Annotated in this window: 21 protein-coding genes; 10 read left to right on the forward strand and 11 right to left on the reverse strand. The window is 66.1% G+C overall.

Features of this window, described 5'->3' with window-relative positions:
- Positions 1–2: 2 nt before the first annotated feature.
- From C491_RS07255 to C491_RS07275, 5 genes are all read left to right on the forward strand, one after another.
- Complete coding sequence (locus tag C491_RS07255) at positions 3–1,226, forward strand: MFS transporter (RefSeq protein ID WP_005554892.1); 1,224 nt, start codon at positions 3–5, stop codon at positions 1,224–1,226.
- Positions 1,227–1,271: 45 nt separating this feature from the next.
- A complete protein-coding gene (locus tag C491_RS07260) occupies positions 1,272–1,718 on the forward strand; it encodes a TIGR00725 family protein (RefSeq protein WP_005554893.1) in 447 nt (148 codons plus the stop codon).
- A 138-nt stretch (positions 1,719–1,856) separates the two neighbouring features.
- Positions 1,857–2,291: an ester cyclase gene (locus tag C491_RS07265; RefSeq protein WP_005554895.1), complete on the forward strand. Its 435-nt coding sequence runs from the start codon at positions 1,857–1,859 to the stop codon at positions 2,289–2,291.
- A 38-nt stretch (positions 2,292–2,329) separates the two neighbouring features.
- Positions 2,330–2,752, forward strand: a complete 423-nt coding sequence (locus C491_RS07270) for a GNAT family N-acetyltransferase (protein ID WP_005554896.1) — start codon at positions 2,330–2,332, stop codon at positions 2,750–2,752.
- Between the two features lie 41 nt (positions 2,753–2,793).
- Complete coding sequence (locus C491_RS07275; protein WP_005554898.1) at positions 2,794–3,534, forward strand: Sjogren's syndrome/scleroderma autoantigen 1 family protein; 741 nt, start codon at positions 2,794–2,796, stop codon at positions 3,532–3,534.
- Here C491_RS07275 and C491_RS07280 read toward each other — a convergent pair.
- The 3 genes from C491_RS07280 to C491_RS07290 all read right to left on the reverse strand — a co-directional run bounded on the left by C491_RS07280 (position 3,531) and on the right by C491_RS07290 (position 8,281).
- Positions 3,531–3,947, reverse strand: a complete 417-nt coding sequence (locus tag C491_RS07280) for a thiol-disulfide oxidoreductase DCC family protein (protein ID WP_049891584.1) — start codon at positions 3,945–3,947, stop codon at positions 3,531–3,533. The two genes, C491_RS07275 and C491_RS07280, sit on opposite strands and share 4 nt — an antisense overlap.
- A gap of 76 nt (positions 3,948–4,023) precedes the next feature.
- Positions 4,024–5,550 (reverse strand): HTTM domain-containing protein, encoded by a 1,527-nt coding sequence (locus C491_RS07285; RefSeq protein ID WP_005554900.1) that lies wholly within the window; start codon positions 5,548–5,550, stop codon positions 4,024–4,026.
- Between the two features lie 274 nt (positions 5,551–5,824).
- Positions 5,825–8,281: a DEAD/DEAH box helicase gene (locus tag C491_RS07290; RefSeq protein ID WP_005554901.1), complete on the reverse strand. Its 2,457-nt coding sequence runs from the start codon at positions 8,279–8,281 to the stop codon at positions 5,825–5,827.
- A 153-nt stretch (positions 8,282–8,434) separates the two neighbouring features.
- Between C491_RS07290 and C491_RS07295 the strand changes: the two genes are divergently transcribed.
- Positions 8,435–8,935 (forward strand): TspO/MBR family protein, encoded by a 501-nt coding sequence (locus C491_RS07295; RefSeq protein ID WP_005554903.1) that lies wholly within the window; start codon positions 8,435–8,437, stop codon positions 8,933–8,935.
- 40 nt (positions 8,936–8,975) lie between these two features.
- Here C491_RS07295 and C491_RS07300 read toward each other — a convergent pair whose 3' ends face one another.
- Complete coding sequence (locus C491_RS07300; protein ID WP_005554904.1) at positions 8,976–9,908, reverse strand: Ntn hydrolase family protein; 933 nt, start codon at positions 9,906–9,908, stop codon at positions 8,976–8,978.
- 83 nt (positions 9,909–9,991) lie between these two features.
- On the opposite strand from C491_RS07300, the gene C491_RS07305 reads away from it, so the two are divergent.
- Together C491_RS07305 and C491_RS07310 are read left to right on the forward strand one after the other, a co-directional pair.
- On the forward strand, positions 9,992–10,636 hold the full coding sequence (locus tag C491_RS07305; RefSeq protein WP_005554905.1) for a helix-turn-helix domain-containing protein: 645 nt from the start codon (positions 9,992–9,994) through the stop codon (positions 10,634–10,636).
- A 27-nt stretch (positions 10,637–10,663) separates the two neighbouring features.
- Positions 10,664–10,930 (forward strand): hypothetical protein, encoded by a 267-nt coding sequence (locus C491_RS07310; protein WP_005554906.1) that lies wholly within the window; start codon positions 10,664–10,666, stop codon positions 10,928–10,930.
- 614 nt (positions 10,931–11,544) lie between these two features.
- Here C491_RS07310 and C491_RS07315 read toward each other — a convergent pair.
- The 6 genes from C491_RS07315 to C491_RS07340 all read right to left on the reverse strand — a co-directional run bounded on the left by C491_RS07315 (position 11,545) and on the right by C491_RS07340 (position 17,626).
- Positions 11,545–12,129 (reverse strand): diacylglycerol/polyprenol kinase family protein, encoded by a 585-nt coding sequence (locus C491_RS07315; RefSeq protein ID WP_005554907.1) that lies wholly within the window; start codon positions 12,127–12,129, stop codon positions 11,545–11,547.
- A 97-nt stretch (positions 12,130–12,226) separates the two neighbouring features.
- The gene (locus tag C491_RS07320) at positions 12,227–12,559 is read right to left on the reverse strand and encodes a HalOD1 output domain-containing protein (RefSeq protein WP_005554908.1); all 333 of its coding nucleotides are present in this window, start codon (positions 12,557–12,559) and stop codon (positions 12,227–12,229) included.
- Between the two features lie 47 nt (positions 12,560–12,606).
- Positions 12,607–13,749 carry a bacterio-opsin activator domain-containing protein gene (locus C491_RS07325; protein ID WP_005554909.1) on the reverse strand — a complete coding sequence of 381 codons (1,143 nt, stop codon included), beginning with the start codon at positions 13,747–13,749 and terminating at the stop codon, positions 12,607–12,609.
- Positions 13,750–13,923: 174 nt separating this feature from the next.
- A complete protein-coding gene (locus tag C491_RS07330) occupies positions 13,924–14,913 on the reverse strand; it encodes an acetamidase/formamidase family protein (protein WP_049891567.1) in 990 nt (329 codons plus the stop codon).
- Positions 14,914–15,006: 93 nt separating this feature from the next.
- The gene (glyS, locus tag C491_RS07335; protein ID WP_005554911.1) at positions 15,007–16,782 is read right to left on the reverse strand and encodes a glycine--tRNA ligase; all 1,776 of its coding nucleotides are present in this window, start codon (positions 16,780–16,782) and stop codon (positions 15,007–15,009) included.
- The gene (locus C491_RS07340; protein WP_005554913.1) at positions 16,775–17,626 is read right to left on the reverse strand and encodes a CBS domain-containing protein; all 852 of its coding nucleotides are present in this window, start codon (positions 17,624–17,626) and stop codon (positions 16,775–16,777) included. The genes glyS and C491_RS07340 overlap by 8 nt, the downstream gene beginning before the upstream one ends.
- 119 nt (positions 17,627–17,745) lie before the next feature.
- Here C491_RS07340 and C491_RS23185 point away from each other — a divergent pair, with 119 nt between their 5' ends.
- Both C491_RS23185 and C491_RS07345 read left to right on the forward strand, forming a co-directional pair.
- Positions 17,746–17,907 carry a DUF7556 family protein gene (locus C491_RS23185; protein WP_005554914.1) on the forward strand — a complete coding sequence of 54 codons (162 nt, stop codon included), beginning with the start codon at positions 17,746–17,748 and terminating at the stop codon, positions 17,905–17,907.
- A gap of 78 nt (positions 17,908–17,985) precedes the next feature.
- Complete coding sequence (locus C491_RS07345; RefSeq protein WP_005554915.1) at positions 17,986–18,483, forward strand: hypothetical protein; 498 nt, start codon at positions 17,986–17,988, stop codon at positions 18,481–18,483.
- A gap of 52 nt (positions 18,484–18,535) precedes the next feature.
- Here C491_RS07345 and C491_RS23190 read toward each other — a convergent pair whose 3' ends face one another.
- Complete coding sequence (locus C491_RS23190) at positions 18,536–18,691, reverse strand: hypothetical protein (protein WP_169331732.1); 156 nt, start codon at positions 18,689–18,691, stop codon at positions 18,536–18,538.
- Positions 18,692–18,824 lie beyond the last annotated feature (133 nt).

Here is an 18,824-nt window from a genome sequence, read left to right on the forward strand (position 1 = left end):
TCATGGATCGGAACGATCGCCGGATCGCCCGCTTTACCATGCTCGGGCACGCGACGTTCCACCTCTACGAGCTGACGATCCCGCTGTTCGTCGTCGTCTGGCTCGAGGCGTTCGACGTCTCCGCGGCCGTCCTCGGGACGGTGGTCGCCGTCGGCTACGCGCTCATCGGACTCGGAGCGCTCCCCAGCGGCGCGCTCGCGGACTCCTACGGCTCGAAGCGGCTCGTGGTCCTCTCGATGGCCGGAATGGGCGGGGGGTTCGTCCTGATCGCGCTCGCGCCGTCGCTCCCGCTGCTCGCGGTCGCGCTCGTGCTCTGGGGCGCCGCAGCCAGCCTGTACCACCCAGCGGGACTGTCGCTGATCACCCGCGGTTCGGAGCGCCAGGGAACCGTCCTCGCCTACCACGGCGTCGCCGGTAACGTCGGCACCGCCGTCGGCCCGCTGGTCGCCGCACTCTTGCTTACGTTTCTCGACTGGCGGCTCGTCGCCGGACTGTTCGCCGTCCCCGCCGCTCTCGCGATTCTCGTCGCAGGCCGGCTCGAGTTCGTCGAGCGGACGGCGACCGATCCCGACGAGTCGACGGCGACCGACGCCGACGGCCTCTCGAGGATCGTCGCGCAGTCGCGGGTGCTGTTCGTCGGCAGCTTCCTGCTCGTCTTCGCCATCGCCGTTCTCGCTGGAACGTACTATCGCGGATTGTTCACGTTCCTCCCCGATGTCCTGGCGGGGCTGCCGGTGTTCGAACCCGTCGAGATCGCCGGTGAGACGTTCGAGCCGAGCCAGTACGCCTACGCCGGCCTGTTGCTCGTCGGTGCTGCGGGCCAGTACGCCGGTGGCCGCCTGAGCGACAGCCGTTCGCCCGAGCGAACGATCGTGGCCGTCTTCATCGCGCTGATCGTCGTCTCCCTGTCGTTTCCCGTCGTCACGTCGTTCGGCCTGTTCGCGACGGTCGCGATCTGTGCGCTGCTCGGTTTCTTCGTCTTCATGGAAGCCCCGATCCACCAGGCGCTGATCGGCGAGTACGTCGCCGCTGACGTCCAGGGGCTATCGTTCGGTTACACCTACCTCGGTGTGTTCGGGATCGGTGCCGCGGGCGCGTCGATCGCCGGAATCGCGATCACCTACGGCGGCACGGCCCTCCTGTTCGTCGCGCTCGCGGCGCTTCCGACCGGCGGGCTCGTCCTCGCTGCAACCCTCCTCGCTCGATCCCGGCGCCCGGCGGGGTAGTCCGGGACCGAACCGGTCTTCCCGCTCGCCGTCGCCTCCTCGAGCATGCGCGTCAGCGTCATCGGCGGCGGACGGATCACGGAGGAGGCGACCGCTCGAGTCGAGGCCGTCGGCCGGGAGCTCGGGCAACGGGGACATACGGTCGTCTGTGGCGGGCTCGGCGGCACGATGGAGGCGGTCTGTCGGGGCGTCAAAGCGGAGGGTGGGACGACGGTCGGCATCCTCCCGACGGAGCGACCGGAGGATGCGAACGAGTACGTCGATGTCCCGATCGCGACCGGGCTCGGCCACGCCAGGAACGCGCTCGTCCCGCTGAACGGCGAGGCGGTGATCGCGCTCGCGGGGAGCCACGGCACCCTTTCGGAGATCGGGTTCGCCGGCGTCTACGATCGTCCCGTCGTCGGTCTCGAGACCCACGACCTGCCCGGCGTCGACGCCGTCGAGACGCCCGAGGCCGCGGTCGACGCCGTCGAAGCCGCGGTTTCGAACTGAGCTTCGCGTCGAGTCACGCCGTCCGGACTGTCACTATGACACACGATAACAAATAACACTCGAAACGTCGACGCTACAACCGACGCTCCGGGAGCGGCGGAAGCGACCGACCGCCCGGAGCGATCACGAGGTGAGCACATGGCAACCCAGACCGAATCCAACACGGAACTCGTTCGGCAGTATCTGGCCGCGTTCAACGACCGGGATCGGGAGGCCCTCTCGGAACTCCTCGCAGAGGACGTGGTCGAGCACGGCATTCACGACGAACTCCACGGCGTCGACGAACTCCTCGAGAAGCTCGAGTCCCACTTCGAGCCGTTTCCGGACTACTCGGGGACGACCGAGACGATGGTCACCGAGGGCGATCTGGTCGCGGTCCGGTACACGGTCGGCGGCACTCACACCGGCGCGTACCGCGACGTGGAGCCGACGGGCCACGTCGCGGAGTGGACCGGCATGGCCATGTATCGGATCGAAGACGGCGAGATTGCCGAGGTCTGGCTCGAGGAGGACCGGCTCGAACTGCTCGAACAGCTCGAGGTCGTCGATCCGCCGGCCCATCTCCGGATCTGACCGGTACCGCTTTTTCCCCGCCGGATCTGGACGCCGACATGAGCGACGCTTCCGATCCGTACGTGATCCGCGACCGACTCCCCGAGCCCGAGACGTTCGCCGCCCTGCGCGAGGCGACCGAGATGACCGCCCGCTCGCTCGAGGGGATCGAGCGGGGGCTGCCGAACTCGCTGTTCGGCGCCGTCGCCGTCCACGAACCCACGGACGAGACCGTCGGAATGGGGCGAATCGTCGGTGACGGCGGCACGGTGTACCTGCTCTCGGATATCGCGGTTCATCCCGATCACCAGGGACGCGGACTCGGCACGCGGATCGTCCGGCGACTCGAGGGCTACCTCGAGCGCGAGGCGCCCCCGAAGGCGTACGTCACCCTGATCGCGGACGTCGACGGCTTCTACGAGGGCTTCGGCTACGATGACGTCCGTCCAGCGTCGAAAGGGATGTACCGCCGCACGGAGTAGGGTCCGCAGGTTTTTCGCCGCTGGGCCGCCTTCGAACGGGTATGAGCGACTTCGACAAGGAAGCCGAGCGCGAGAAGCTTCGCGAGAAGTACGAGCGCGACAAGGCCGAACGGAAGGCCACCCAGCGGATGAGCGACCTGCTGCTCAAGGGAGCGACGATGACCAACAGCCACTGTGGCACCTGCGGCGACCCGCTCTTCCAACAGGATGGGACGACGTTCTGTCCCAGCTGTCACGGCAACCCCGATGCCGTCCAGGGGACGGATCTCGACGCCCAGCCGGCCGAGGACGCGGCCCCACGGGACGACGCCGACGAGGAATCGGATCGCCCCCAGCCCGAGATCGACGGCACGCGGTCCGAGACCGACGAGGATGGCCCCGAGACGGCACCCGAGCGTCCGGGCCAGGGCCAGACCGCCGACACCGACCCGGCGGGCGACGCGAGCGCACGCCCGTCCTCGCCGCCGTCGAGCTCGACGGCCAACGGAGAGGTCAGAACACAGTCCCAGGACGACCCGTCTCGCGATCCGGAGTCCGATCGAGCACAGCGAGACGGACACCACGACGAGTCGCATCGCCCCGGTGAACTGTCACGACGGACGACTGACTCGCGAACGCGAGTGTCGTCGGGAACCGGCGACCTCGAGAATGCCCGCGCCTCGCTGGTCGCGGCTCTCGAGAAGTTCTCACGGGAGGCAAGCGAGACGGACGATCCCCGCTACGCCCGGGAGTGTCTCGAGGCTGCCCGGGAAGCCGGGAAGACCCTCGAGACGCTGCGCTAGTCGAGAAACCGTTCCTGGACGTTTCCGGTCGGCATCATACACTGGTCTTTCTTGCCGAACACACGATAGCGGTTGGCGGCGACGACGTCGTACCCCCAGTCTCGGAGCCGTCGCGGGAGGTATCGCAGCGGTCGCCCGAGCGCGTAGACGCCGCCGAGGCGCTCGCCGATCCGGAGAACGGCCGCGGACTTGACGTAGGCGTCCTCACCTTCGATCAGGACGATCGAATCGAGGTGAGCCTCGGCGAGGCCGTGGTCGGCCAGCAGCCGCTGGCCGACGTCGGACTGCAGCGACGCGAAGTGAAAGACCTCCTCGTCGTCCCGCGGCACGATAAACTGGACGAACCCGGCACAGAGGTTACAGACGCCGTCGAAGAGGACGATCGGCTCTTCGTCGGGAATCTCCTCGCTCATTGGCAGGAGTTGGAGTCGATCGCAGTTCAGCATTCCGATCGGAGACACAGACCGCACAGACCCGACGGTTCGCTACTTAGAAGTCGGGCGGTTGGATCTCCGTCGGCTCGTTGTCGCCACAGCCGTGTGCGGAGACCGGTCTGATCTCCCGGTCGCGGTCGCTCGGATCGCTTACGGTGTCCATGGTGACGGTCTCGACCACCTGATACATGTTGACGTGGGTGAGTTCCGTCCCGTGTTCTTCCTCCCAGCTCGTACAGATGTACTCCGCCAGGTACTCGTCGGCGTCGTTGGTTCCCTGGATTCCGCCGCGCCGGACGCTGTTCATGTAGAACCGCTCACGGTAGGAGCCGTACTGCTCCTGGAGCTGGCTTCCCTCGTAGGGTCGGTCGTAGGAGACCGACGCCTGGCCGTTGTAGGCGTCGACCACCTCGCCGTCGGCGGTCTGTGCCGGGAAGACGTAGTAGCTGTCGGTCGTCCGCGGCGTCGGCGCGAAGACGCTCCACTCAGGCTGGTCGATGCTCAGCTGCTGGGCGCGGTCCTCGATCTGTTCCTCGACGACGGTCTCCTCGTCGGCGAGGCCGCCGAGCGGAACCGTAGAGAGGGCTACGAACAGCACGATCGATAGCACGACGATCCCGAGCGCCGCGTTGTAGCCCAGCTCCTGTCTCTTATACACATCTCTGATGGCGCGAGGGNCCATCAGAGATGTGTATAAGAGACAGTCCCAGAACTGCGCCTGAAGGAACAGCATGACGCCGGCGATCGCGACGTAGGGGAACGCGCCGATCCGCACCGTAATGATGAACGAGGCGTGTGAGGCCACGAACATCCCGACGAGGGCCATCCGAAGGCGGCCGCGTAGCACGAACAGCAGCCAGGAGAAAATCAGCATGTAGAACCACGTCAGTCCGCCGATCTGGAGCAACGTCTGGAACTCTCGAAGGTAGGGTGCGAGGAAGAACGTCGTGTCGTGGAGGCCCATGATCAGCGGCGTCGCCTCGCCGCTCGTCCAGAGCTCGTCCTGGGCCTTGTGGTAGCCGTTGACGAAGTACATGACGACCATCTGAGCGAGGATCAGCGCCGACGCGACGCTGGCGATCCCCGCCCGGGGCTCCCGGTCGGCGTGGACGGCGTCGATCGACCACCGCTCGCCGAGGGGCAGGAAGATCGCCCAGAACAACAGGAGCCGGAACAGCGTGTCGGCGTAGCTCAACACCAGCGGGTTGTGATGGTCGAGCGAGACCACGAGCAGAAACGAGAGGATCGTGGCGATCCGGGTCTTGTAGCCGACGATGAGCTGGACGGCGATCAACCCCTGGAGCACGAACAGACCGGCGATAACGGCCGGATCGGTCGTGTAGTGGTAGATCGAAATCGCCCCCTCGGAACTCATCGCCTGGGCCAGCGACTGGGGGACGGCGCCGTCGTTCGTGTAGTAAAACGAAAAGTTTCGGCTCCGGAGCAGCAGGTCGGCGACGATCAGCAGTCCGACGACTACCCGAAAGACCGCGAGCGTTCGCGTGTCGATCCGGACCCGGTCGGCGACGCCTCGCCGGACTCGAGCCGAAAGCGAGCGGGGGTCGAGCGCGCCGTTACTCATCGCTCGCCCGCGCCGCGGTCGGTCGGTCTCTCCCCGTGTTGCGCTCGGGGGATCGTCTGGTCTCGTGACTGTACTCGCCGTGCGAGTCGTCGCCCATCATTGGCACCCTTGGCTGGCCGCCCGGCTTCGGATCGAGAGCGCGGGGTTCCCGCGCCCCCACCGTGGAGGGAGCGAGGCGGCCATTCTACACGATAATCGATACGCAACCAGTATATATGTTCCGTTCGTGAGGATCGATCGTTGCGTTCGATCGGTTTAGTGGCGTTCGCCTCCGTCACCCCGTATACTCGCTGCCGATCACGTCGCGGATCCGCTCGGCAGTCACCCGGCCGACGCCGTCGGCTTCCATCAGTTCGTCCTCGGTCGCGATCATCACCGCCTCGACGGTGCCGAACTCCTCGAGCAGCGCTCGAGCGGTGACGGGGCCGATTTCGGCGATCGAGGAGACGACGTACTCCTGCTGTTCGGCCATCGTCTTCGCCTGCTTTTCGCCGTGGACCGACACCTCTCGGTTGGAAGTCTCCTGTTCGCGGCCGGCGATTACCGCAAGCAGCTCGGTCGTGTCGGCCTCGCTCTCGGTCCGGAGGACGCTCGCGCCGAAGTCGACGGCCAGACTCGAGAGCGCGCCACGGACGGCGTTCGGGTGGACGTCCCGCTGTTCGTACAGCCCCTCGCCCTCGACGATCACGATCGGTCGGGCGTAGTGGCGCCCCATCGCGCCGACCTGCTCGAACACCGAGCGGTCGCCACCGACCAGCGAGTCGACGAAGTCCGCGACGGACTTGCGCTCGACGGCGACCCGGTCCGACAGCACGTAGTCGCCGACTTCGAGGGTCTCGAGGCGGATCTCGTACTCCTCGCGTCTCGAGAGCTCCCGGGCGATGTTGGCGTCCATCTCGCGCTGGTCGGCGACGACCTCGACCGTATCGCCCTCGGCGTGGGGTTCGTGGGTCTCGACGCTTCCTTCCGTGACTGAATCGGTGCTGTCCGAGCCGTCGCCACCACTACTCGAGTCCGAGCTCTCCTCGGCGAACTCCTGCAGCCCCGGTCGATCGGCAACCCCCCCGTTTCCGCTGGAAGATCGACTCTCTTCCTGCGGTTTTTCGCCTTCGCCGTTCACTTTCGCTCCGCTCTCGAACGCGGCCAGGGACTGCTGGGCCTCGTCGAGCTCCTCCTCGAGATCGTCGGCCATCCCCTTCAGCTCCCGGAGTTCGGACTCCATCTCCTTCTCGCGGCGCTTCGAGATCCAGAAGTAGGCCTCGTCGCGGGTGTCCTCGGCCAGCAGGACGACGACCCGTCCCTCCGACTGGCGTCCAGTGCGGCCCTTGCGCTGGATCGACCGGATCGCGGTCGGGACGGGCTCGTAAAAGAGGACAAGGTCGACTTCGGGGACGTCCAGTCCCTCCTCGGCGACCGATGTCGAGACGAGCACCTCGAACTCGCCGCCCCGGAAGGCGTCGAGGACCTCCTGTTGTTCTGTCTGGGTCATCCCGTCGCTCCCCTCGCGGTCGCCCTGGCCGACGAACCGCTTCGCGTCGAAGCTCTCGTTCAGAAAGTCGGTCAGCGCCTCCGCGGTGTCACGCGATTCGGTGAAGACGATCACTCGGTCGCCGCCCTCGAGTCCCAGCGTTTCGGCGAGCAGCATCCGCGTCTTCCGGTACTTGGGGTGGAGCTGGTCGAAGCGCTCGGCCTTCCGTATCGACTCTCGGACCCGGGGGTCGGAGACCATCCGCTGGCTGGCCTTCGAGGCTCCCGAGGAGCGAGCCTGGTTGCGCTGGCGGTCGAAGTACCGCCGCAGCGCCTCGACGCTCTGGGTTTCGACGAGGGTGACGGCCTGCCGGAGCTTCATCACCTCCGCGTGGACGGACATCCCCTCGAACCCCTCCGACTGGTCGTTGTTGATGAGCTTCTGGAGTTCCGCGCGCATTCGGTTGAGATCCTTCTGGGACTGGTCGGGCTGGGTCGAGGAGGCGACGCCCAGTTCCTTCAGTTTCTCGAGGCGGTCTTTGATCACCTCGTTCAACGCGTCGCGGATCTCGAGCACCTCGTCAGGGAGGTCGATACGCTCCCACTCGACGTCGGTGTCGTGGGTGAACTCGGCAACGTCGGCGTCCTCTTCGGTCATCACCTCCACCTCCTGGAGGCCGAGGTTCTCGCAGACCTCGAGGATGGCCTCCTCGTCGCCGCCCGGTGAGGCGCTCATTCCGGTTACGAGCGGACTGTCGGCGTCGGCGTGGTAGCGCTCGGCGATGTAGTTGTACGCGTAGTCGCCGGTAGCGCGGTGGCACTCGTCGAACGTGCAGTGGGTGACGTCGGCGAGCGAAATTCGGCTACCGACCAGATCGTTTTCGATCACCTGGGGGGTGGCCATCACGACCGTCGCTTCCTTCCACAGGGCCGCTCGGTCGTCGGGGCTGACGTCGCCAGTGAAGACGACGATCTCGTCGTCCGGTATCTGGAGCGCCTCGCGGTAGAACTCGGCGTGTTGCTGGACGAGGGGCTTGGTGGGGGCGAGCATCAGCGACGTGCCGCCGACCTCCTCGAGCCTGCGGGCGGTCACCAGCAGGCTCACTGTCGTCTTCCCCAGTCCCGTCGGGAGACAGACGAGCGTGTGGTGGTTCGCGGCCGTCCCCGCGAGTTTGAGCTGGTAGAGCCGGCGCTCGAGAAAGTTCGGCTCGAGCAGGGGGTGGTCGATCGTCGGCTGGCCGCCGTCCTCGTCCGTCGCTGCCATTGCCGGGCGTTCATCCTCGCTGCGAATAAGGGTTCGCGTATCGGGGTGAAAGTGAAGCGGGGGGTCGGAGCTGCTCTCGACAGTCGGACGGACGACTCGTTTCCCGCGCGATGCAACGCCAGCTTCCAAGCGTCCCCGCGTCGTCGAGGACGTATGGAAACCTCGAGGGACACTCTCAGTCTGCCGGACCCCCGATCGATCCTCACGGCGATCGGGTTCGTCGTCCTGGTCAACGCCGTCGGCAGCGCGCCCGCCCTGATCTCGTCGTCGGACACGGCCTGGTTTCAGGCACTCGACAAGCCGTGGTTCTACCCGCCCGGCATCGCCTTCTCGATCGTCTGGACGCTGCTGTTTACCCTGCTCGGCGTCGCGCTCTGGCTCGTCTGGCGCAGCGACAGCGACGGACGACGGCTCGCGCTCGGCCTGTTCGTCGTCCAGATGGCGGTCAACGTCTCCTGGACGCCCGCGTTCTTCTCGCTCGAGCGACTGCTCGTCGCGTTCGGCATCATCGTCACTCTCTGGGTGCTCGTGGTCGCGACCATCGTCGCCTTCCGGCGGGTCGATCGCCGCGCCGCCGCGTTGCTCGTTCCCTACCTCGCCTGGATTACGTTCGCCGCCGTGCTCAACTTCGAAATCTGGCGGCTGAACGCCTGATGTGGAACCGCAGCGAGCACCGTCAGCTCTCGATACCCCATCAACACTCCCCGGGTAGACGCGGCCGGTTCGGATCGACCGCGTGTGCGAGCACCTCGAGCCCGGTCCCGAGCGGGTACTCGAGGATCTGGGCCGGCTCCTCGAGCACGCGCCCGAACACCAGCTCCGACAGTCGAGCGACGGGGTTCCAGGTGTCGTAGTAGGCGTCGTACACACCGCCCATCGCCTCGGTTTCCATATAGCCACAGAGGACGTAGCCGTCGGGCCGGCGCTCGAGAACGATCGACTCGGTGTACATGTTCTCGGCCTCGAGCATCGCCCCGCTCCAGCGCTCGACGGGGCCGAGTTCGAGCTCGCCGGCTGTGACGCGCCGCGAGAGGCCGGCGAACCGGTCCGCGAGGCGCTCGGCCAGCCCCGGCTTCAGGTGCAACTGGACGAGGTCGACGTCGACGCCGTCATCGAGCCCCGCACCGCTGACGACGAGGGGGCCGTCGTCGGCTCCCGTTGCAGTGCGGGGTCGGTGCGGGTTAACCGCGTGGACCAGCAGCTCCCGATCGACGAGAGCCTCCGCGGCGGCGAGTGCGTCGTGCTCGAGTGGAAACGCTGCCTCGACCCGCGATTCCGGATCCTTCCAGTCGGCCGTCGCGGAGCGGGGCACCTCGACGTACCAGAGCAGCTCGGGATCGTCGCCCGCGTCGAGAATCAGCGAGGCCGTGGTCGCACCCTCGAGGCCGAGCAGTGGTCCGGGATCGTCGGGGTCGGCACAGAGTTCCGAGACGGCTTCGCGAACCGACTCGAGCCGATCCCCGTCGACGGATCGGCGGACGAGAAACGCGCTCGCGTGACGTTCGGTGATGTACCTCGAGTCGCTCGCTGCCGATCCGCGACGTCTGCGGTACCGTGCGTAGCCCAGGCCGGCGACGACGACGGCTCCCAGCGCGAGACTCCGGCGTCCCCACGATTCGAGTGCCATATCGGATCGTCGGCGCGAGCGACGTTCGCAGTGTTCCCGAAACTTATCGGCTATTCAAGTATGTCCCGTCCGTACGACGGACCGTGAAGTCCGTCGGCATCGAACTGCGCTACGAACGGGATGCCCTTTCCCCGATCCACGAGGGAATCTGTTCGTCGCCCGCCCTCGAGCGCGAGCTGATCCTCGGCGGGCAGGCCGTCGACGGCGTCGAGACGATCACGTCGTTCGTCGACGGCGATCCGGCTGCCTACGAGCCGCTGATAGCCGACAGGGAGCGGGTTCGCGAGTACGAACTCACGCCCGCCGAGGACGGCTTCTTCCTCTACCTGCGCCAGGAGCTCGGCCCCGAGGGGATCTCGCTGCTGGACGCGCTGGCTCAGGAGACCGTTGTGGTCGTCCCACCGATCGAGATTCGCTCGGACCGGACGATGCGGCTGACGCTCGTGGGTCACCCCGACGACCTCGGGACGATCCTCGAGACGGTTCCGGAGGGCGTCTCGCTGGACGTCCTGTGGGCCCGCGACGAGCTGACCGTCTCCGGGAGCGTCTCGGACCGCCAGCGCGAGGCGCTCGAGGTCGCTCGAGAGCTTGGCTACTACGAAATTCCGCGCCGGAACGGGATCGAGGCTGTCGCGACCGAACTCGAATGTGCCGTCTCGACGGCCTCCGAACTGTTGCGGCGGGGTGAGGCTCGAGCAGTTGCGGGAGTCCTCGACGGGGAGCCGTGAGCAACCCGAAGAACGGACGAGCGGGATATGGACCTCCACAAAACACTTGGACACATGATGTGTCTCTCCGGCATGTACGGCGATTCGAACCCGACCGGCGCTTTCGGGAGCGTTCACGCGGTGCTCATAGTCGTTCTCGCGCTAGCGATCGGCGGGACGTTCGGATTGTCCCGCCTCGGGCTGTCGGGCGGGTCCATCGGTGCCGCCTTTATCGTTCTTCTCGCCGGTTTGCTAGCTCTCGCGTGGCCCCTGTTTCGGAAGGCCCAACCGCGCCACGACCGGAACCGTGAGTGATTCCTCGAGCGCGATCGCCGTCCTCGAGTCTCCAGTACTGGCCAACCGCTGCGGGGTGGGACTGAAAGGGGCCAGGGGCTTTCGTGGTGTTGATGACGTGAGCACGTTCTGCTCGCACGAACACAGGGGATCGCCACGTCCTCCCCAGCCGACTCGCTCGNATGACGTGAGCACGTTCTGCTCGCACGAACACAGGGGATCGCCACGTCCTCCCCAGCCGACTCGCTCGGTCGCGTCGCTCCCTCGCTCATCCACTGGCAGAGCGTGCTCTGCCAAGCCGTTCGCTCGTATTACTCGCGAAGACCTCGCGCAGCATCGTCGACCGCCCTCACTGACGTTCGGCCGGTCTGCTCACGGATCACTCCGTTCCCCGTTCGCTCTTTCGAGGCGCTCCCTTCGGTCGCGCCTCGCCGACAGCGCGCGCCACCGCAGAAGGGATGGTTGGATCGTACTGATACGTCGTTCACCTGTACGTACCGTTACGTCGGGTAGTCAGGAGGGTTATACGAACCGTTCTATGACTCGCGCTTGCTTCTCTATCCGCTGTCGAGAAAATCTATCGCTGTGCTAGCACCCACTGCGGGCTTCGGACACCGATCCCGTACCGTCTACCGCTACAGAAACTCGAGTGCCAGATACGCCAGTACGCTCGCGTAGATCGGGATCGTGAGGTTATCGTCGACGATGAAGTCGCCGATACGGACCTTGACGCCGTCGGCGATCGTCGCACCCACCGCCGCGGCGAGCACGGCCAGGGGTGCCTCGTAGAGGAAGGGAGCGGCGAGGACGGCGCTGACGACGAACATCGTGACGAGTACCTTCGGCTCCTTGACGGTCTTGAGGGTGTCGTCCGAAACCGCGCCGCTGATCGGGTCGCCGATCGCCAGCATCAACATGGCGGGAAGGGCGACCGCGGGCTGGAAGAGGAGTACTGCGATCGTCATGCTGACCATGTAGTAGCCGTAGCCGGCGAACTGGTCCTGTTCGTACTCGCGGGTGAGCTTGTCGTAGATCGTCCAGTCGAGTCCGACCTGCAGCCGCAGGAACTCGAGGCCGATGACGCCGAGTGCGAGGAGCACCATCAGCACCCGAAACCGGTCCCAGGTGAGTCCGAGCTCGAGGAAGCTAGCGAGGAGATACAGCGCGACCAGCCCCGCCCCGCTCGAGTGGACGAGACGGCGCTTCAGTTCGTCGGCCATCACCGCAATCCTCGAAAGACGGTACCTTCAGTCCGTCGGTTACGTCCCCGTCCGAGCTATCGGGACTCGAATCCGGATTCCCGATCGCCGCTCGGGCTTACTCGTCCGGCGATTCGACGGCGACGGTGCCGTGACTCGAGACGATCACCCGGCAGCCCTCGTACGAAAAGGTCACCTCGACGGGCGTGTCCCGGTTCGACGCCACGAGGTCGACGAGTGCCTCGGGATCGACGGTCGCAAACAGCGGCGACAGGTCCTCTGTCTTGCGGTTCGTGACGGCCGCGACGGTCTCGACGATCGCCATAACGGCGGTGGTGTAATCGGTGCCGAAACGGGCGTACGACGCGTCGGCGGTTGGGTCGTATCCCACGACGTCCTCACCGAGCCCTGCAGCGGACGTCGCATCGGATTCGGTCGTATTATCGTTCACGGCTCCTCCCTATGACTGACGTCGTGGTAAGGGGGGACGCTGACCAGTCAGCGTGCTTCCGCACCCGACTTTTCGAAGAGATGACGGAACACCGTTCGCTGTGCTTTGCGAAGGTGCTGGTTGAACGTCTGTCGTGTCACGCCGAACCGATCCGCCAGTTCGTCGCCGGTACTCGTTCTCGGCGTGTCGAAGTAGCCACCGAAGTACGCGGCGTCGAGCACGGCGAGCTGGCGCTCGGTGAGCGCGTCGGCGACGACGTCGTACAGCAGGTGCGGCGAGTAGACGAGATCTTCCGACACCAGTTCGACGTCCGGGTGAAACTCCCGAATCCCGTCGGCGGCCAGCCGGGGGTCGACGTCGCCCGGAAGCTCCCCGAGGAACCGCACCTCCTCGGGAGCGATGACGATCGTTCGGGCGCGACCGCCGAGGGAGGGAAAGACCTGTGCGACCGTCGTCGACTCCGCGTGAGCCTCGACGCGATTGTAGCCATCGGCCGAACTGAGCAACCGCGCGTCAATGTAGTGGGGAACTTCCTCGACGGCGGTGACGAAGTCGCTCGCGGAGAGATCCGCCGTTCCCATGTACTGAACGGTCGTCCCGTCGGGCAGCGGGACGACCGAGTCGATATCGATCCGTGTCTCGCCACCCTCGATCCGGAGCGACGGCGGGACCGCCGACTCACTGGCACGAAACTCGAGGCGTCGGACGTGGTCACTGGTCAGCCGCTTCTCGCGTCGCTTCAGCTTCGTCACGTCCTCGAACGCGACGACGACGTACTCGATAGCGCCGTTCTCGTTCGGAACTGGAGCGGTGTTGCTCGAGAGCCACCGCTCGGAGCCGTCGGGCAGCTCGATCCAGTGTTCGAACCCGAACACCGGTTCGCCCGTCTCGAAGACGCGGCTGACGGGATTCTCCTCGTTCGGAACGGACCGGCCGTCGTCGTAGTAGATGTTCCATTCATCCGAGTCGTACGTTCGGTCGGCAATCTCCTCTCGCGAGAGATCGAGCGTCGCCGCCGCCCGCTCGTTCGCAAAGATCATCGTGCCCGTCGCGTCGACGACGATGGTGCCGACTGGATTTACGTCGAACACCTGTCGGGCGAGATCCTCCGGTGGCGTACACGCCTGATCGCCCCCCCATCCGTCGGTCGATCCGTCCTCGGAGCAGCCGTCCGCCGATCGGTCGCTCACGGATCCACCTCCGGCCGGCGACGCCGACGCGCCGCGGTAGGGTGGTCGAACGGCAACGGGATGACTCGAGGCGGAATCATGCCGACGATACGGGCCCAGCGAATATGTGTGTTCCACAGGTTCCCGCCGTGGCGGAACCCGCCGATTCGGTCTCCGTTCGCCTCCATTGCGGTGCTACCGCTCGAGTCCGCGCGACCGCTGGCACTCCTCGGGGAAGATGCTCTCGGGCAGGTACGCCGAGACGACCCAGTTCGGGGCGTTGACCGCCTCGCTGACCTTCAGGTCGACGGCGGCCGAACACAGTATGTACGCCTCCGCTCGCTCGAGTCCGCGTTCGGCCTCCATGTGGTCGATCAGCTGCCGGATCGCGACCCCGGACGCCTCGCGCAGATCGTCGCCGACGCCCGTCGTCCCGTACATCGGCTCGTCCCGTCCGGTCGGCGTGAACGGCCCCGTCGTCTCGAACTGGGGTTGTTCGATCGACGGCTCCGAACGAAGGCCGAACCGACACGTCACCGTCATCGGCGCCTCGATCCCGGTGCCACAGACCTCGCCGTCACCCTGTGCGGCGTGGCAGTCGCCGATCGAGAACAGCGCGTCCTCGACGGCGACGGGGAGGAACAGCCTCGAACCCGCCGTGAGGTGTTTGATATCGAGGTTTCCGCCGACCGACCGCGGCGGGAACGTGCTGTGTGAACCGTTCTCAGCGGGTGCAACGCCGATCACGCCGGGGAACGGATCGATCGGGACCTCGATCCCGTCGACGAACCGGGCGACGCCGTCCTCGAGCTCCCAGACGTACAGATCCGGTTCCGGGAACTCGTCGGCGAGGAGCCCGAGCTCCATCGCGCCGGGCAGGATCAGCGTCTGTCCCCACCCCCCGTGTTCGAGCTCGAGCAGTTCGGCCTCGAGGACGTCGCCCGGCCGAGCCCCCTCGATCGCGACCGGTCCCGTCAGCGGGTGGATGGGCTCGACGTCGATCGCCGCGATGTCCTCGGCCGTCGACCCGGGGCCGAGCTGCCCGTTCGTCGCGTCACGACAGTCGAACCGGACGACGTCGCCCGGCTCGACCGTCAGCGCCGGCTCAAGGCTGTTGTCCCAACTGCTGTGAACCGCGTCGTCCGCGCTCACCCGATGGTCCACCGAGTACGTCTCGCCTGACATTCGAACACGGTACGCGCGCCAATAAAATAAGGATACTGCGGCGATCGCCGCACCGGTGGCCGCTCCTCCGATCGACCCCGAGAGACGGCGACGCTACAGCGCCTCGAACTCGCGGTCGCCGTTCCGGATCGCCGCCAGCGTCTCCGCGAGGTCGTCGACCGCGAGTCGTTTCTGCTCGGTCGAATCGCGTTCGCGAACCGTCACGGTCGTCTCCTCGGCTTCTACGGTCTCGTAGTCGATCGTCACGCAAAACGGCGTTCCGACCTCGTCCTGGCGGCGGTAGCGCCGACCGATGTTGCCCGAGTCGTCGTACGTTACGGAGAGCCCCGCCTTGCGGAGGTCGTCGACGACGTCGTTCGCGACGGCCTCGAGCTCGTCGTCGCTCTGCAGGGGGAAGACGCCAACGAAGGTGGGCGCGACCTCGGGATCGAGCTCGAGGTAGGTTCGCTCCTCGCCGTCGACCTCGTCCTCGCTGTAGGCGTGGTGGAGCACGGTGTAGACGACCCGGTCGACGCCGAAGGAGGGTTCGATGACGTGGGGCGTGACGTGTTCGCCGGCGATCGTCTCCTCGTCGACCGAGAACCCGGTCTTCTCGACGGGGAGCTCGTGGCTCTCGCCCTCGAGTTCGATCTCGACGGTCTCGCCCTCGAACGCCGAACGGTCCCGTTCGGCCAGCGTCTCGAGTTCGCTGACGACCTCCTGGGCTGCGCCGCCGAACTCCGGTCCCAGGTAGCTCATGTCGGGATCGACGGTCGCCCGTTCGACGGTCTTGGGTTCGTCGTACTGCTTGAAGACGGTAAAGCGGTCCTCGGAGTACTCCTCGTGTTTCGAGAGGTCGTAGTCGGTCCGGTTGGCGAAGCCGGCCATCTCGATCCAGTTACCATCGATTTCGCTCTCTGCGTCCCAACAATCGGCGGCGTAGTGGGCCCGCTCGCCCGAGAGGTGCTGGCGGAATCGGAACCGATCCATGTCGACACCGACGGCCTCGTACCAGGGTTTGGCGACGCCGAGGAAGTACGCGACCCACTCGTCGGCGATGACGCCCTCCTCGACCGCGTCGCCGATCGTCGTCTCGATCTCCGATCCGTCCTCGTCGTTCTGTTCGCCGACGGGGTAGAGGCGAACTTCGACGTCCGCGACGCGCTCGAGGGGCGGCTCGTCGGTCTCGGGATCGACGAAGTACTCGAGTTCGGCCTGGGTGAACTCGCGGGTGCGAATAATGGATCGGCGCGGACTGATCTCGTTGCGGTAGGCGCGACCGATCTGGGTGACGCCGAAGGGGAGCTGGTTGCGGGCGTACTCCTTCAGGCGGGGGAACTCGACGAAGATTCCCTGGGCGGTCTCGGGACGTAGGTAGCCCGGCTGGGAGTCGCCGGGACCGATGTTCGTATCGAACATCAGGTTGAACGTCTCGACAGCCTGGTCCGCCAGTCCCGCCCCACAGGAGGGACAGACGAGCTCGTACTCGGCGATGACCTCCTCGACCTCCGGGATGGGGAGGCTCTCGGCGTCCTCGTAGCTCGTGTTGTCCTCGACGACGTGGTCCGCGCGGTGGCTCTCACCACACTCGGGACACTCGACGAGCATGTCGTCGAACCCCTCGAGGTGACCCGACGCCTCGAACACCGGCTCGGGCATGATCGTCGGGGCGTCGATCTCCATGTTGCCCTCCGCGACGGCGAAGCGGTCGCGCCAGGCGTCCTCGACGTTGCCCTTCAGGGATGCACCCTGCGGACCGAACGTGTAGAAGCCGCCGACGCCGCCGTAGGCGCCCGAGGACTGGAAGAAGTACCCCCGCCGCTTGGCGAGTTCGACCAGCTTCTCGCTCGTGGGCTGGTCAGCCGCGTCGGAGCCGTTCGCCTCACTCATACAGAGCCTCCAGGAGGTCGACGTCTCGCACGACGCCGACGAGCTGTTCGCCCGTGACCATCGGGAGCTGTTCGATATCGTTGCTGATCATCCGCTGGGCGGTCTCCTGGATCGACGTCTGCGCCGAGACCGTCACCACGTCCTCGCTCATGAACTCCCGAACGGCGCCGTTCGGGATCTCGATGTCCCGCGTCGGCAGGTAGCGACTCCCGACGCCCTTGATCCCCTCCCAGGACCACTGGGCGTCCTGATCCGGGAAGTTGTCACCGGTCTCCTCCTCGCCCTCGACGATGCGGGCGACGTCGATGATGTCGACCTCGGTGAGGACGCCGCTCATCTCGCCGTCGTCGTCGAGTGCGACGGTGTAGGGAACGTTCGCGTAGTACAGCTCGCGCTCGGCGACCGGCAGGGGCGCGCCCTCGTAGGTCGTGTTGACGTTCCCGCTCGAGTGGCCCTCGACGGTGTCGTCGGTCTCCTGGTCGCCGGTCGCGATCGCGTGGACGACGTCGGTCACCGTGACGATCCCCTCGAACTCCCCGTCGACCACGGGAATTCGGCGCTCGCCCTCGTCGAACATCAGCCGGGCGACCTCCTCGAGGGAGGTGTCGGCCGTCGTCGACGGCACGTCGTCCATCAGCATGACGAGCTGGTCCTCGTCGGGCTGTTCGATCAGGACGTCTCGGGAGACCAGGCCGCGGTACTCCACGCTGCCTCCTTCCTCCGCGACGACCGGAACTGACGAGAACGACTGTTCCTGCAGGTACTCGAGGACGTCCTCGCGAGTGCCTGGTAACTCGACGGTCACCACGTCTTCTCGAGGCGTCATCGCGTCGGCTACGTTCATTATGGTACCCGGTACGGCGAAAATGAGTATAAACCCAGTGTTTCACCTGCGGACGGGCGCGCCGACGGCGAACGGTCCGTTCCGACGCGTTTATATATGTCAGGCATTCACATTCATGTATGATGTCATCTGATCTCACCCTCGCCGGTGACGAGACGGTCGTCGGCGCGGTCGATCCGACGGAGTCCGGCGATCGCTACGTTATCGCAGACATCTCGGTGGACGACGCGTGGCTCTCGATGCGGGCCGACGACGCGCCGACGCTGCCGTCGATGCGGTGAACCGGTCGCCCGAACTCCGGTGAGTAGCGGCTCCGTCTCCCCACAGTACTTGCACCTCAGGCGCTTGCTTTTCGATAGATGGTTGGACCGACCCCTCGGACCGGCCGGAGCGAACGATCCGGCGACGACGACTCCAGGTACACGACCGCGACCTTCCTCGCCGCGCTGGTTCCGACGGCGCTGGCGCGGCGGCTGCTTCGCGTCTCCGTCGAGACCGATCGACAGGTCTACGACCGCGACGACCCCGTCGAGATCACCGTCGAATTCAAGAATCCGCTGCCGGTGCCGATCGACATCCCGACCCCCGAACAGCGCCGCTGGGGGTGGACGATCGACGGTCTCCTCGAGGCCAGCGACGAGAGTCGCTACACCCGCAGTCGACCGAGTTCGTTCTCGTTCGGCGGCGGCGAGCGAAAGCGAACGTCGTTCGTCTGGAACGGCCGGTTCGAACGCCACCGCGGGGACTACCGTGAGTCAGTCGTTCCCGATCCTGACGAGTACGAGATCAGGGTCTTCGTGGCGACCCACGAGGGGAGCTTCCGACCGACCGACAGTACGACCGTCACGATCCGTTGAGAAAACCCGTTGCGCCGACTGAACGCCGATTCCGCCCGAGTACGACAGCCGACTATCCGGTGAGAATTCCGCCGGCCGGGGCCTGCGCCTCGGGCCGGCCGTTGTCGCTCGTCTGAACGCCGGTGAACTCCGGCGAGTTGTCGATCGCTCGTCGCACTTTCGTACCGAACATCGCGGTCGTCGCCAGTATTGACATAATCTTACTCATTCACGAGTTAATAATGGCACCGACCGCTTAAGACTTTATACCACCAAAAATAGTGCTGTATGATAGTTCCCACGGGATACGTCTCACCCTATCAAACGACGTCGAGTGGAGCGATCGAACCCAACGAGCCCAC

The organism is Natronococcus amylolyticus DSM 10524 (assembly GCF_000337675.1).
Classification (GTDB): Archaea; Halobacteriota; Halobacteria; order Halobacteriales; family Natrialbaceae; genus Natronococcus; species Natronococcus amylolyticus.

Bases quoted from the DNA above. Each gene is read 5' to 3' on its own strand.
- C491_RS07275 (WP_005554898.1), top strand. From the start codon at position 2,794: ATGAGCGACTTCGACAAGGAAGCCGAGCGCGAGAAGCTTCGCGAGAAG.
- C491_RS07345 (WP_005554915.1), top strand. From the start codon at position 17,986: ATGGTTGGACCGACCCCTCGGACCGGCCGGAGCGAACGATCCGGCGAC.
- C491_RS07270 (WP_005554896.1), top strand. From the start codon at position 2,330: ATGAGCGACGCTTCCGATCCGTACGTGATCCGCGACCGACTCCCCGAG.
- C491_RS07310 (WP_005554906.1), top strand. From the start codon at position 10,664: ATGGACCTCCACAAAACACTTGGACACATGATGTGTCTCTCCGGCATG.
- C491_RS07315 (WP_005554907.1), bottom strand. From the start codon at position 12,129: ATGGCCGACGAACTGAAGCGCCGTCTCGTCCACTCGAGCGGGGCGGGG.
- C491_RS07255 (WP_005554892.1), top strand. From the start codon at position 3: ATGGATCGGAACGATCGCCGGATCGCCCGCTTTACCATGCTCGGGCAC.
- C491_RS07300 (WP_005554904.1), bottom strand. From the start codon at position 9,908: ATGGCACTCGAATCGTGGGGACGCCGGAGTCTCGCGCTGGGAGCCGTC.
- C491_RS07260 (WP_005554893.1), top strand. From the start codon at position 1,272: ATGCGCGTCAGCGTCATCGGCGGCGGACGGATCACGGAGGAGGCGACC.
- C491_RS07280 (WP_049891584.1), bottom strand. From the start codon at position 3,947: ATGAGCGAGGAGATTCCCGACGAAGAGCCGATCGTCCTCTTCGACGGC.
- glyS (WP_005554911.1), bottom strand. From the start codon at position 16,782: ATGAGTGAGGCGAACGGCTCCGACGCGGCTGACCAGCCCACGAGCGAG.
- C491_RS07265 (WP_005554895.1), top strand. From the start codon at position 1,857: ATGGCAACCCAGACCGAATCCAACACGGAACTCGTTCGGCAGTATCTG.
- C491_RS23190 (WP_169331732.1), bottom strand. From the start codon at position 18,691: ATGAGTAAGATTATGTCAATACTGGCGACGACCGCGATGTTCGGTACG.
- C491_RS07295 (WP_005554903.1), top strand. From the start codon at position 8,435: ATGGAAACCTCGAGGGACACTCTCAGTCTGCCGGACCCCCGATCGATC.
- C491_RS07340 (WP_005554913.1), bottom strand. From the start codon at position 17,626: ATGAACGTAGCCGACGCGATGACGCCTCGAGAAGACGTGGTGACCGTC.
- C491_RS07290 (WP_005554901.1), bottom strand. From the start codon at position 8,281: ATGGCAGCGACGGACGAGGACGGCGGCCAGCCGACGATCGACCACCCC.
- C491_RS07330 (WP_049891567.1), bottom strand. From the start codon at position 14,913: ATGTCAGGCGAGACGTACTCGGTGGACCATCGGGTGAGCGCGGACGAC.
- C491_RS23185 (WP_005554914.1), top strand. From the start codon at position 17,746: ATGATGTCATCTGATCTCACCCTCGCCGGTGACGAGACGGTCGTCGGC.